General features: G+C 31.3%; 10 protein-coding genes. 4 read left to right on the forward strand and 6 right to left on the reverse strand.

Annotated elements, in window-relative coordinates:
• The first annotated feature begins 2 nt into the window (after positions 1–2).
• The 4 genes from accC (at position 3) to ACSHW5_RS00350 (ending at position 5,748) form a co-directional block, all read left to right on the forward strand.
• Positions 3–1,457 carry an acetyl-CoA carboxylase biotin carboxylase subunit gene (gene accC, locus ACSHW5_RS00335; RefSeq protein ID WP_435674105.1) on the forward strand — a complete coding sequence of 485 codons (1,455 nt, stop codon included), beginning with the start codon at positions 3–5 and terminating at the stop codon, positions 1,455–1,457.
• A gap of 128 nt (positions 1,458–1,585) precedes the next feature.
• Positions 1,586–3,127 carry an acyl-CoA carboxylase subunit beta gene (locus tag ACSHW5_RS00340; RefSeq protein ID WP_435674106.1) on the forward strand — a complete coding sequence of 514 codons (1,542 nt, stop codon included), beginning with the start codon at positions 1,586–1,588 and terminating at the stop codon, positions 3,125–3,127.
• Positions 3,128–3,194: 67 nt separating this feature from the next.
• Positions 3,195–5,081 (forward strand): DUF294 nucleotidyltransferase-like domain-containing protein, encoded by a 1,887-nt coding sequence (locus ACSHW5_RS00345; RefSeq protein WP_435674107.1) that lies wholly within the window; start codon positions 3,195–3,197, stop codon positions 5,079–5,081.
• 1 nt (position 5,082) lies between these two features.
• Positions 5,083–5,748, forward strand: coding sequence for a 3'-5' exonuclease (locus tag ACSHW5_RS00350; RefSeq protein WP_435674108.1), 666 nt, complete (start codon positions 5,083–5,085; stop codon positions 5,746–5,748).
• A 124-nt stretch (positions 5,749–5,872) separates the two neighbouring features.
• Here the strand turns inward: ACSHW5_RS00350 and ACSHW5_RS00355 are convergent, their stop codons facing one another.
• The 6 genes from ACSHW5_RS00355 to ACSHW5_RS00380 all read right to left on the reverse strand — a co-directional run bounded on the left by ACSHW5_RS00355 (position 5,873) and on the right by ACSHW5_RS00380 (position 13,463).
• Complete coding sequence (locus tag ACSHW5_RS00355) at positions 5,873–6,217, reverse strand: hypothetical protein (protein ID WP_435674109.1); 345 nt, start codon at positions 6,215–6,217, stop codon at positions 5,873–5,875.
• A 2-nt stretch (positions 6,218–6,219) separates the two neighbouring features.
• A complete protein-coding gene (gene acs, locus ACSHW5_RS00360; protein WP_435674110.1) occupies positions 6,220–8,127 on the reverse strand; it encodes an acetate--CoA ligase in 1,908 nt (635 codons plus the stop codon).
• Positions 8,128–8,201: 74 nt separating this feature from the next.
• Complete coding sequence (locus tag ACSHW5_RS00365; protein WP_435674111.1) at positions 8,202–10,097, reverse strand: acetate--CoA ligase; 1,896 nt, start codon at positions 10,095–10,097, stop codon at positions 8,202–8,204.
• Positions 10,094–10,318 (reverse strand): hypothetical protein, encoded by a 225-nt coding sequence (locus ACSHW5_RS00370; protein WP_435674112.1) that lies wholly within the window; start codon positions 10,316–10,318, stop codon positions 10,094–10,096. The genes ACSHW5_RS00365 and ACSHW5_RS00370 overlap by 4 nt, the downstream gene beginning before the upstream one ends.
• Before the next feature lie 72 nt (positions 10,319–10,390).
• Positions 10,391–10,756 carry a response regulator transcription factor gene (locus tag ACSHW5_RS00375; RefSeq protein WP_435674113.1) on the reverse strand — a complete coding sequence of 122 codons (366 nt, stop codon included), beginning with the start codon at positions 10,754–10,756 and terminating at the stop codon, positions 10,391–10,393.
• 16 nt (positions 10,757–10,772) lie between these two features.
• Positions 10,773–13,463 (reverse strand): sodium:solute symporter family transporter, encoded by a 2,691-nt coding sequence (locus tag ACSHW5_RS00380; protein ID WP_435674114.1) that lies wholly within the window; start codon positions 13,461–13,463, stop codon positions 10,773–10,775.
• Positions 13,464–13,691: the final 228 nt, after the last annotated feature.

Consider the following 13,691-nt stretch of genomic DNA (forward strand, 5'->3'; position numbering starts at 1 on the left):
ATATGAAAAAAATTTTAATAGCAAACAGAGGAGAAATCGCCATTCGTGTTATGCAAACTGCAAAAAAAATGGGCATAAAAACAGTTGCCGTATATTCTACTGCAGATAGAAATGCACCTCATGTTCGGTTTGCAGACCAGGCTGTTTTAATTGGCGAAGCACCTTCAAATCAATCGTATTTATTGGGTAATAAAATTATTGAAGTTGCCAAAAATTTAAACGTAGATGCCATTCATCCTGGATATGGCTTTTTATCTGAAAATGCAGATTTTGCAGAATCCTGCGAAAAAAACAACCTCATTTTTATTGGCCCAAAATCGAAGGCTATTAAAATAATGGGAAGTAAATTGGCGGCAAAAGAAGCTGTAAAAAAATATAATATTCCGATGGTTCCTGGTACAGAAGAAGCCATTACGGATATTCCACAAGCAAAAGAAATAGCAAAAGAAATCGGGTTTCCTATTCTTATAAAAGCATCTGCTGGTGGCGGAGGAAAAGGAATGCGAGTAGTAGAAAATGAAGCCGAATTCGAATCTCAAATGCAAAGAGCCATCAGTGAAGCGCAAAATGCTTTTGGTGATGGAGCTGTTTTTATAGAAAAATATGTAACCTCACCAAGACATATAGAAATTCAAATTATGGCGGATACTCACGGAAATGTGGTTCATCTTTTTGAACGCGAATGCAGCATACAACGCCGTCATCAAAAAGTAATTGAAGAAGCACCTTCTGCTGTTTTAACTCCAGAATTACGTTCAAAGATGGGAGAAGCAGCTATTAAAGTCGCAAAATCTTGTGATTATGTTGGTGCTGGAACCGTTGAGTTTTTGTTAGATGACCATCATAATTTCTATTTTTTAGAAATGAATACACGTTTGCAAGTAGAGCATCCGGTAACGGAATTGATTACACATACAGATTTGGTAGAATTACAAATTTGTGTTGCGCGTGGCGAAGTATTACCTATCAATCAAGAAAATTTAAAAATAAATGGGCATGCTTTAGAATTACGTGTGTATGCAGAAGATCCTTTAAATGACTTTTTACCAAGTGTTGGAAATTTAGAAGTGTACAAATTACCAGAGGGCAAAAATATTCGTGTAGACAATGGTTTTGAACAAGGCATGGACATTCCTATTTATTATGACCCAATGTTATCGAAACTCATCACCTACGGAAAAACAAGAGAAGAAGCAATTGAATTAATGCTTACCGCTATTGATAATTATCAAATAGCAGGCATTGAAACTACCTTACCTTTCGGAACTTTTGTATGTGAACATGATGCTTTTCGTTCTGGAAATTTTAATACTCATTTTGTAAAAAAATATTATTCGCCCGAAGCTTTAATTAACAAGCAAAAAGAAGAAGCAAAAATTGCAGCACTTATTGCTGTAAAAAAGTATTTAGAAGACAAGAAAACACTTAGAATACCTGTTAATAGTGAGCAGAATTAAGTAATTAGTATTAAGTAATTAGTATTAAGTAATTAGTATTAAGTAATTAGTATTAAGTATTAAGTATTAAGTATTAAGTATTAAGTATTAAGAAATAAAATACATTTTTCATACAAAGAAGAAGATAAATGGAATCAAAAATAAAAATCCTTAACGAAAAACTGGCTCAAGCTTATTTAGGCGGCGGTCAAGACAAAATAGATAAGCAACATCAAAAGAAAAAATTAACTGCAAGAGAGCGTGTTTTATATTTATTAGATGTCGGTTCTTTTGAAGAAATTGGTGCATTGGTTACTCACAGAACAAAAGACTTTGGCATGGAATATCAGGTGTATTATGGTGATGGTGTTGTAACTGGTTACGGAACTATAAATGGAAGATTGACCTATGTTTTTGCGCAGGATTTTACTGTTTTTGGAGGGTCTTTATCAGAAACTCATGCAGAAAAAATCTGTAAAATTATGGATTTGGCACTTAAAGTTGGTGCTCCTTTAATTGGTTTAAATGATTCTGGTGGTGCTAGGATTCAAGAAGGGGTGCGTTCTTTGGGCGGTTATGCAGATATTTTTTACAAAAATGTACAATCATCTGGTATCATTCCGCAGTTATCTGCTATTATGGGACCTTGTGCTGGTGGCGCAGTATATTCACCTGCCATGACAGATTTTACCATTATGGTAGAAGACACAAGTTATATGTTTGTTACCGGACCAAATGTAGTTAAAACAGTTACAAATGAAGAAGTAACAAGCGAAGAACTGGGCGGAGCAAGTACACATGCTACAAAATCTGGTGTAGCACACAAAACATCTTCTAATGATGTAGCTTGTTTAGAAGATATTAAAAAACTTTTAAGTTATTTCCCACAAAATAATAAAGAAACTCCCACCTTACTTCCTTATAAATTAGAGGATGAAATTAGAGAAGAACTTTCTAACATTGTTCCGTTAGATTCCAACAAACCGTATGATATGCATAAAGTTATATCCGGAATTATAGATGCAGATTCTTTTTATGAAATCCATAAAGAGTATGCAGAAAATATTATTGTTGGTTTTGCAAGATTAGGCGGAAGAAGTATTGGTATTGTAGCCAATCAACCGCAGTTTTTAGCAGGTGTATTAGATGTAAATAGCTCTAAAAAAGGGGCTCGTTTTGTACGTTTTTGCGATGCTTTTAACATTCCGCTTTTAGTCTTAGAAGATGTGCCCGGTTTTTTACCAGGAACCGACCAAGAATGGAATGGTATTATTGTACACGGTGCAAAATTACTATACGCTTTTAGCGAAGCCACAGTACCAAGAGTTACCGTAATTACTAGAAAAGCGTATGGAGGTGCGTATGATGTTATGAACTCTAAACACATTGGTGCAGACATGAATTTTGCATGGCCAAGTGCAGAAATAGCAGTGATGGGAGCAAAAGGAGCTGTTGAGATTATTTTTAAACGAGAAATTAAATCCGCAGAAAAACCAGAAGAAAAATTAAAGGAAAAAGAAGCGGAATATGCAGCACTTTTTACCAATCCGTACAGCGCTGCACAACGTGGTTTTATAGACGAAGTTATTTTACCAAAAGATAGCCGACGTAAATTAATAAAAGCTTTTGCAATGCTAGAAAATAAAGAAATTGTAAAACCAGATCGTAAGCACGGAAACATTCCATTATAACCATAGTTATTGGCTTAAAATAGCTGATAACTGATTAAACAAATATCATTTTTTGTAAATTAGAACCATGAACACTATTGCAAAACGTATTTCTGATTTTTTAAAGGACTTCCCTCCTTTTAACATGTTGCCTAATGATGAATTATTGGCAATCTGTAAAGCTGTGGACATCCTCTATTTAGAAAAAAACTCCGATTTATTTGTTACAGGAACTCCTATAAAAAATCAATTTTATGTAGTAAAAGATGGCGCAATAGGTTTGTTTGAAGAAAAAACAAATCTTTTAGTTGATGAGTGTGATGAAGGTGATATTTTTGGGTTGCGCGCACTCATGCGCAAAGACAATTATAAACTAACAGCCAAAGCTCTTGAGGAAAGTATTGTATATAGTTTGTCTGCAGAATTATTTGAAAAATATATTACCACAAATCCTGAAGCAAGTAGTTTTTTAATGACAAGCTTTGTTTCTAACACACATTATTTAGAACCGAATCCTCAAAATCAATCTTCAGAAAAAATTCAAGATTTATTTGAAGAACAATCTATAGATTTTTCTAAAAATCCGATTCACTGTTCTCCAGAAACAAGCATAAAAGCCGCGGCAATTATTATGACGCACAAACGTGTTGGTTCTATTATAATTACAGAGAATAACAAACCTTTAGGTATTATTACTGATAAAGATTTACGTATTAAAATTGCTACAGGAATAGTTTCTATAGAAGAACCGGTTACTAAAATAATGTCGTCTCCGGTAATTACGTATCCAGAAAATATTACGGTTGCAGAAGCACAAATTGCCATGTTAAAATATAAGATTACGCATTTGTGTATTACCAAAGATGGCACACCAAATTCTAACTTAACAGGAATTTTATCTGAACATGATATTATTGTGGTAAGAGAAAATAACGCATCTGCATTGGTAAAAGAAGTAAAACGAACCTCAACACCAACACAATTACAACAGATTAGAAAACGCGCAGAACAACTTTTAAAACGGTATATAAAGCAGCAAATTCCCATTACGTTTGCGAGCAAAATACTTGCTGCTATTAACGAAAGTATTACGCAAAAAATTATTGATCAAGCTATAAAAGAAATGCCAACGCCACCACCCACTACTTTTGCGTGGTTAGCTATTGGGAGTCAAGGTAGAGAAGAACAATTATTACTTACAGACCAAGACAATGCCCTTGTTTTTAATAATGTTGATGAAAATAACTATGAGAAAACACAACAATACTTTTTATCACTTTCAAAAAAAATCAATCAAAAATTAGAAATTGTTGGTTTTGAATTGTGTCCTGCAAATATGATGGCAAGCAATCCTGCATGGTGTTTATCCGTTTCTCAATGGAAACATCAATTTAAAAAATGGATTACAACACCACATGAAGATAACTTAATGTTATGTACTATTTTCTTTGATTTTGAATTTGTGTATGGTGATAAAAGCTTGGTAACCTCTTTAGCTGAGAGTATATTTGAGTCGATTGCATCTCATGATATTTTTCTAAATTACTTAGGTTTAAACGCATTGAAGAATCCGCCACCATTAAGTTTTTTTAGACAATTTTTAGTAGAAAGAGACGGAGAACATAAAGACCAGTTTGATATTAAAGCGCGTGCAATGATGCCTTTAGTAGATGCTGCGCGTTTATTAATTCTATCAAAAAACATAAAAACACACAACAATACCATTGTTAGATATGAAAAAATGGTAGCATTAGAACCTCAAAATAAAGAGGTGTATTTGGCCTGTTTAGATGCATTTAAAAATTTACTTTATTTTAGAACACAACAAGGTTTACTGCACAACGATTCTGGTAGGTTTATAGATCTACAAACGTTAAGTAAAGCCAATCGTTTGGCACTTAAGAGTTGTTTTAAAGCAGTAAAAGATGTGCAAGATTTAATTCAGACGAGATTTAAACTCTCACAATTTTTATAGTATGTTTTGGTTCAAAAAAAAGAAGTATCCTCTATTTTGGAAATCCTATAAAGATTGTTTTAAAGAGAAACAAAGCGCTGAATTTGAAAACATTCGTTTTGTAATTTTTGACACAGAAACAACCGGTTTAGACATTAAGAAAGATAGAATATTATCTATTGGAACCATTGCTGTTATTGATAAAACAATAAAAGTGTCTGACAGTTTAGAATCTTATCTTACACAAGATTTATTCAATGTAGAAACGGTGAAAATTCATGGAATTTTAAAAAAAGGAAGCATACATAAAGTAACTGAAAAAGTGGCTATCATTCAATTTTTAGCACATGTTAAAAATGCCGTTTTGGTAGCACATCATGCCGCTTTTGATATTGCCATGATAAACCAAGCTTTAAAACGTTTGAATTTACCAAAACTAAAAAATAAGGTTTTAGATACTGGACATTTATTTGTAAAAACTAAATTAAACACAACTAAAAAGCATTTTAGTTTAGACCAATTATCACACCAATTTAACATACCTCAACACGATAGACATACGGCTTCTGGAGATGCTTTTATTACCGCTTTATTGTTTGTTAAACTTCTATGTATATTAAAGAAAAAAAACACTGTTATTTCTTTAGCTTATTTACAAAGAAGTAATGAACGCATTGGACTTTTGTAGAGAAAAACAACCTTTAGATGTAGTAAAAGTTACAATAACTATATTTCTTTTTTATACTAAAAAAAGCAGCTCCAAATCTAATCTGGAGCCACCTGCAAAAAAAAGTTACTTAACAATTGGTAAATTAGGTTCTATTATTTTTAAAGTTTTTATAACTGTTATAATGTTCTAAATATAAATTTCTGTTTTTTTTATGCTTTTTGTAAAAAAATAAATCACATTCTAAATCAATACATTCTGTAGGGTTATTTAAAACATTTTTATATTCTAAAAGAATGTTTTGTATTAACTTATTATTCTCCAAAATGTTAGATAACTCACTCATTAAATTCTTTTCTTTAAGGTTTTCTATTTCAATATCGTTACATTCTCTAGAAATTTCATTTAAATCTAACATCCAACTTTTTACTTCATTTAAACTTCTTTTTTGAATTATTTGACTTTCAGATTGCTCATTATTTACCTGCATAATTATTTTCTATTATCAATAATACTTTGTACAATTTCAGGATTTAATAAAGTACTTGTATCTCCTAAATTATCCATTTCATTACAAGCAATTTTTCGTAAAATACGTCTCATTATTTTTCCAGAACGTGTTTTTGGCAATCCTGCTGTAAATTGAATTTTATCTAATTTTGCAATTGGCCCAATTCTGTCTGTAATTAATTGATTAATTTCTTTTTCTAAATTATTATGATCTCTGTATTCTCCTGCATCTTTTAGGGTTATATATCCATATAAAGCACTTCCTTTTATATCATGAGGAAAACCAACAATGGCAGATTCTGCAATTGCAGGATGCTCATTAATCGCATCTTCAATTGGTGCAGTTCCTAAATTATGTCCAGAAACAATAATTACATCATCTACTCTACCGGTAATTCTGTAATAGCCAACTTCATCTCTTAAAGCGCCATCTCCTGTAAAATACATGTTTTTGTAAGCAGAAAAATAAGTCTCTTTATATCGTTGATGATCTCCCCAAATAGTTCGTGCAATACTTGGCCACGGATATTTTATACACAGTCTTCCTTCTACTTGATTTCCTTTTAATTCTCCTCCGTTTTCATCCATTACTGCAGGCTGAATTCCAATAAAAGGTAAGGTTGCATAGGTAGGTTTTGTTGGTGTTACATACGGAATTGGAGTAATCATAATTCCACCTGTTTCTGTTTGCCACCAAGAATCTATAATCGGACTTTTTCCTTTACCAACATTGTCATTATACCAGTGCCAAGCTTCTTCATTAATTGGTTCTCCTACAGAACCTAAAACTTTTAAAGATGATAAATCATATTTATCTAATAATTCTGTTCCGTGTTTTGCCAAAGCTCTAATAGCAGTTGGTGCTGTATAAAATTGATTGATTTTGTGTTTTTCTATAATATTCCAAAAACGCCCAAAATCTGGATAACTTGGTACCCCTTCAAACAAAACGGTAGTTGCTCCGTTTGCCAATGGACCATACACAATATAAGAATGCCCAGTAATCCAACCAATATCTGCAGTACACCAATAAACTTCATTTTCTCTATATTGAAATGCATTTTTAAAAGTATATGCTGTATACACCATATAACCAGCGGTAGTATGTACCATTCCTTTTGGTTTACCTGTAGAACCAGATGTATATAAAATAAATAACGGATCTTCTGCGTCCATTATTTCTGGCTTACATTCTATAGAAGCTTTGTCTAATAATGGTTGTAACCATTTATCTCTTCCTTCTTTCATATTAATATCTGCATGGGTTCTTTTTGCAACCAAAACATTATTAACTCCCGGGCAATTTTCTAAAGCCTCATCTACAATTCCTTTTAAATCTATTGATTTTTTTCCTCTAAAAGATCCATCTGCAGTAATTACCATTTTACAATCAGAATCGTTAATTCTTGTTGCCAAAGCTGTTGATGAAAAACCTGCGAAAACAACAGAGTGTATAGCGCCAATTCTTGCACAAGCCAATAAGGAAATTGCCAATTCTGGAATCATTGGAACATAAATACAAACTCTATCTCCTTTTTTAATTCCGTGTTCTAATAAAACATTTGCAAATTGATTAACTCTTTCAGCTAATTGTTTATAGGTAATATGCTCTGCGGGTTCATTAGGGTTATTAGGTTCAAACAATATAGCCGTTTTGTCTGCTTTTGTGGCTAAATGTCTATCTATACAATTTTCTGTGATATTTAATTTTGCCCCTTCAAACCATCTAATTTCTGGTTTTGAAAAATCCCAATCTAACACATTGTCCCATTTTTTTCTCCATAAAAAATGCTCTTCCGCTATTTCTTCCCAAAAAACTTCTGGTTCTCTTATAGATTTTCTATAGACTTTAAAGTATTCTTCTAAGTGTTTTATGTGGTAATTACTCATAATATTTTTATTTAATTTTTATAAGACATTTTTACAATAAATGTCAAGTGTAACAAGTTCGCTTTATATTTTTTTTATTTATGAATTCCAATATGGTTTTTCTGATAAACGCTTTTTATTTCGTTAATAATTGAAATATCATCTATTGTGGATGGTATATTATATTGAAGATCGTCTGCAATATTGCGTAACAATTTACGAAGAATTTTTCCACTTCGTGTTTTTGGCAATCTATTTATAATTAACACATCTCTAAAAGATGCTACTGCACCAATTTCATGACGTACATCTTGTATAATTTCTTTTTGTATTTCTGTTTCTTTAGAATTAACGCCAGATTTTAAAACAACTAACCCTAATGGTTTTTGTCCTTTAATATCACAATGTACACCAAAAACGGCACATTCTGCAACCGCTTTATGCGAAGCTACAACCTCTTCCATTTCTGCAGTAGACAATCTATGTCCGGCAACATTTATAATATCATCTACTCTACCTGTAATAAAAACATATCCATCTTCATCTTTGTAGCCGCCATCACCAGAAAAATAATATCCAGGAAAACGATTTAAATATCCCATTCTAAAACGTTCTGGATTGCCCCAAAGATTCATTAAAGTTCCTGGTGGTAAAGGCAATTTTATAGCAACAAATCCCTCTACACTAGACGCTACTTCTTCTCCATCTTCATTTAAAATTTGAATATCATAACCACAAACAGGAAAACTTGCAGATCCTGGTTTTACTTCTTGTAAAGCTACCCCAACCATATTTGCTACCATTGGCCAACCACTTTCTGTTTGCCACCAATGGTCTATAACTGGTACTTTTAAGTGTTCTTTTGTCCAAGTTAAAGTAGCTACATCACAACGCTCTCCTGCCAAAAACTGATACTTTAAACTAGATAAATCGTATTTTCGAATCATTCTTCCGTTAGGATCTTCTTTTTTTATTGCTCTAATAGCAGTTGGTGCCGTAAACATCACTTTAACTTTGTATTCACTAATTACTCGCCAAAAAGTAGACGCATCTGGTGTTTTAATTGGTTTTCCTTCAAAAAGTACGGTTGTATTTCTATTTAATAAAGGAGCGTACACAATATAACTGTGCCCAACAACCCAACCAACATCACTAGCTGCCCAAAAAACATCTCCTTTATCTACTCCGTAAATATATTTCATAGAAAATTTTAACGCGGTTGCATAACCACCTGTATCTCTAATAATTCCTTTTGGAGTTCCTGTAGTTCCGGAGGTATATAAAATATAAGAAGGATGTGTAGATGCTACAGAAACGGGTTCTATAGAAGGCGAATTTTCAACCAAATCCTTATAATCTACATCGTAACTTTTCTTTGGTACTTCTACTCCTAGTTCTCTATCGAAAACAACAACTTTTTCTGGTTTATTAACAGCTTTTTCTATAGCCTCATCTACATACGGTTTATACGGAATAATACGCTTTATTTCTACACCACTAGAAGCTGTAATGATTGCTTTTGGTTTACAATCATCTATTCTAATAGCCAACTCATGCGGTGCAAAACCACCAAATACAACAGAATGAATAACACCTATTCTAACACAAGCCAACATTGCATACAATGCCTGCGGAATCATAGGCATATAAATAATACAAGTATCTCCTTTCTTTAACCCTAATTCTTGTAAACCACCAGCAAGTTTAGATACTTGGTAATGTAATTGATGAAAAGTAATATGTTGTTTTGTATTGGTTACTGGCGAGTCATAAATAATAGCATTTTGATTTGCAAAGCCATCTTTAATATGTTTGTCTATACACAAGTAACTTAAATTAAGTTCTCCATCTTCAAACCATTGAAAATAGTTGTGATTGTCTTTTGATAAAATTGTTGTTGGTGTTTTATACCAATCTAATTTATTTGCTTGTTTACTCCAAAAACCTTGTGGATCTAGAATACTTTTTTGATAAAATTTTTGGTATTTCATGATTTTGCTTTTTTAGAATTAAACAAACCAAACCAATTAGGATTTAAGATTTTAAGTTTAATAAGTGCCCAAATAATGGACACAAAAGAAAGTCCTAAAACTACTGAAAGTATAGGGTCTATGTTTCCATTATTTTCAAACTTAAACCTAAAATACAGTGTACTGATTACATAAATACATATAAGTACATCTGATGTAAGCGCATTAAGTTGATATTTCATGTCTTTAAATTTTAATTAAACATTGTTTGTTTGCACACAAAATCAATATTTAATAGAGATAAAGACTATCTTTTACATAATAAGTTCCAATATTTCTGAAACTATTTTTTTTACTGAAAAAGGTTTTGTTAAATACTTATCAGCCCCAAGTTTTAAACCTTTTTCAATATCTGAAGCTTTATTTTTTGCCGTTAAAAAGACCACTTTGGTTTCTTTTAAACTTGCTGTATTTTTTAACTTTTGTAAGGTTTCATAACCATCTACATTTGGCATCATAATATCTAACAATACAACGTTAGGTATTTGATGTTTTAATATCTCTAAAGCTTCACTACCATCTCTTGCAATATACACTTCAAAATCTTTTTTTTTAAACGCGTATTCTAATGTCATTACAATATTTGGCTCGTCATCAACAATTAAAATTTTCTTCTTCATACTTTACGCAAACAATTTACTTAAAAGGGATGGTAAAAACAAATGTTGCACCATTTTTAACACCTTTTTTTGCCCAAATTTTTCCATTATGCTTTTCTACAATTTGCTTAGTAATTGCTAACCCCAATCCGCTACCTTGTGGTTTTCTGGTATTTTGATGTTTAGATTGATAAAATTTATCAAAAATAAACTCAAAATCTTCTTCCGGAATTCCTTTACCATTATCACTTACAGATATTTCTACCAAAGCATTTCCTAATCTATAATCTATTTCTATTTTACCTGTTTCTGGTTTACAGAACTTAATGGAATTAGAGATTAAATTGGTTAAAACTTGTAAAATTCTATCTTCATCATATTTTACTTTTATAGCATATAAATTTTTTACAACTATTTTAACTCCTTTTTTTGCCGCAATTTGGGCAGTACTACCAATTGCTTTAGAAATAGTTTTCTGAATGTCTAAATATTCTAAATCTAGATGCAATCTTCCTGTTTCTAACTTTTCGAAATCTAAAATATTATGAATTAAGCGTCCTAATCTTTCTGAATCTTGTAAAATATTTTTTAAAAATTGTGCCTTTATTTCTTTAGGCATATCATCTTCTTCATCCATTAATAATTCTGTAGCGGCACGAATCCCGGTAATTGGTGTTTTAAGCTCGTGCGCAACGGTATCTAAAAACTCGTCTTTTTGTTTGTCTTTACTAATCAATTCTTCATTGGCATCTTTTAACTTTGAAGATAATTGAGACAATTCATTTGATTTATCTAGCAAAACTTTATTATTAACGATATTCTCTTTAGATTCTTCTAAAATTTTTAATACCTCTACCAAACTAATTTGTTCTTCTTTTACAACACTTGCAATCAATATTTTGGCAGATGCAGAACCAATACTTCCTGTTAATAATTTTTCTGAAAAATTAATTAATCTTGCATCTCCTAATTGCGTGTCTGAAGGTAATTTATACTTGGTAAAAAATATTTTAAGAGCACGAGTAGCACGTTCATCACCTAAAAAACGAACTAAAACATTTTTAATATCCGAAACATAAGCTTCTCCTTTCCAAACAAATGCACTTTCTTGAAGTGAGGTAAAACTCTTGCTATTTACAAACATTTCTGCATAATTACGTTCTCTATAATTTCCTTTAGAAACTAATGAAAACACCAAATAACTCATTAAATTAAAAGTTAAACTCCAGAAAAATGCATGCGCTGGTGGACTTAAAAAATCGATACCAAATAAGGCATAAGGTTTAAAAACTGAGATACCAAACAATCCGTATTGTGTAAAATTATCTGTTCCGGTATATGCTTGTAAGGTAAACGGTAAAACCAAAGTATAAATAGCAACAAAAAATCCAATAATTACTCCGATTATAGCTGCTCTAGAAGTACCACGATTCCAAAATAGCCCAATAAAAAACGAAGGTGCTAATTGAGCAATGATTACAAAAGATATTAATCCTATTGAAAATAGCGATAGTTCTTTTGAAAACGATACATAAAAGAAATAAGCAAAAATAATAATGGTAAAAATAGAAATTCGACGAATATTTTTAATGTATTTAGAATTTCGTTCTGGTTGGTTTTTTATAAACTTATCTAAAAAACCATAAGGAATAATTAAGTTATTACTCACCATTGTAGATAATGCCAACGTAGAAACTACAACCATAGAAATAACTGCAGAAAAACCTCCTAAAAAAACAAGAGTAGCTAAAAATGATTTTCCATCTTCTAACGGAAGTAATAAAGGATAGTATTCTGCATTTTTAAGAGTGCCAAAAGTTATTTTACCTGCCCAAGCTATAAAAATTACGAAAACATTAAACAGCAATAAATACAATGGAAACAACCAAATAGCTTTTTTTAAATGTTTTTCTCTGTTATTTTCTAAAACCGAAACTTGAAACTGACGTGGTAATAAAAATATAGACATAAAAGATAAAGCAATCATAAAAAACCAATTAAAACCATCTTCTAATCCACTTATAGTAGTAAGTTCTTTAAAATTTTCTGTTTTTGAAATTTTGGTATAAATATCTGTAGTACCATCGAAAAGGTAGAATGTAATGTACACTCCAATAATAAAGAAAAACACCAATTTTAATACAGATTCAAAAGCTACTGTGGCAACAATTCCTTTATGTTTTTCTGATGCATCTGTGCTTTGAGTACCAAAAAAAGCAGCAAAAATAGCTAACAATAATGCTACGTAAAAAGTAGAGTCGTCTATAATTAAAGTAGAATTATAACTGGTTTCATCAGACATAATTTCAAATGTTTCAGAAACTGCTTTTAATTGTAGAGAGATATAAGGCAATGTTCCAAAAAGACAAACAATGGTTACTAAAGCACCTAAAAACCTGTTGTTTCCGTAGCGTAAAGAAATAAAATCTGCAATAGAAGAAATTTTATGTTGTTTAGAAATTCTAATAATTTTTCGAAGTACAATAATCCAAAGAGGTGCAGCAATAACAGGACCTAAATAAATAGGTAAAAAACTAATACCAGAAGTAGCAGCAATACCAACACTGCCATAATATGTCCAAGCAGAACAATATACTGCCAAAGACAACGTATAAACGTAAGGGTTATTTACCCATTTGCTTTGTCGTTTTTTTTCTGCAAAAAAAGCAATGTAAAACAACACTGCTAAATAAATAATTATAATAGCTGTTAACGTTAAACTATTCATAATGACGATTTAAAACGATATATGAAATTACAATTGATAATAGCCAAATAGAAAATATTGAAAAATAAAAAAAAGGAATCCCACAAATGGCCCCTTCAAAATTAAAAACAAGGACAAATGGGATATTAAAAATTAAAAACAACGCAATTGATAATACAATTAACTTCTGCTCATGTCTTTTTTTCATTGATTTAGTTTAATCCTTAAAAATAATAAAAAAATCAGCAC

Origin of the sequence: Polaribacter sp. (assembly GCF_051251875.1) — a bacterium.
Taxonomy (GTDB): Bacteria; Bacteroidota; Bacteroidia; order Flavobacteriales; family Flavobacteriaceae; genus Polaribacter.

What these genes read in the sequence shown, in the direction of transcription:
- accC (WP_435674105.1), top strand. Translation starts at nt 3, where the DNA reads ATGAAAAAAATTTTAATAGCAAACAGAGGAGAAATCGCCATTCGTGTT.
- ACSHW5_RS00375 (WP_435674113.1), bottom strand. Translation starts at nt 10,756, where the DNA reads ATGAAGAAGAAAATTTTAATTGTTGATGACGAGCCAAATATTGTAATG.
- ACSHW5_RS00370 (WP_435674112.1), bottom strand. Translation starts at nt 10,318, where the DNA reads ATGAAATATCAACTTAATGCGCTTACATCAGATGTACTTATATGTATT.
- ACSHW5_RS00365 (WP_435674111.1), bottom strand. Translation starts at nt 10,097, where the DNA reads ATGAAATACCAAAAATTTTATCAAAAAAGTATTCTAGATCCACAAGGT.
- ACSHW5_RS00380 (WP_435674114.1), bottom strand. Translation starts at nt 13,463, where the DNA reads ATGAATAGTTTAACGTTAACAGCTATTATAATTATTTATTTAGCAGTG.
- ACSHW5_RS00340 (WP_435674106.1), top strand. Translation starts at nt 1,586, where the DNA reads ATGGAATCAAAAATAAAAATCCTTAACGAAAAACTGGCTCAAGCTTAT.
- ACSHW5_RS00345 (WP_435674107.1), top strand. Translation starts at nt 3,195, where the DNA reads ATGAACACTATTGCAAAACGTATTTCTGATTTTTTAAAGGACTTCCCT.
- ACSHW5_RS00350 (WP_435674108.1), top strand. Translation starts at nt 5,083, where the DNA reads ATGTTTTGGTTCAAAAAAAAGAAGTATCCTCTATTTTGGAAATCCTAT.
- acs (WP_435674110.1), bottom strand. Translation starts at nt 8,127, where the DNA reads ATGAGTAATTACCACATAAAACACTTAGAAGAATACTTTAAAGTCTAT.
- ACSHW5_RS00355 (WP_435674109.1), bottom strand. Translation starts at nt 6,217, where the DNA reads ATGCAGGTAAATAATGAGCAATCTGAAAGTCAAATAATTCAAAAAAGA.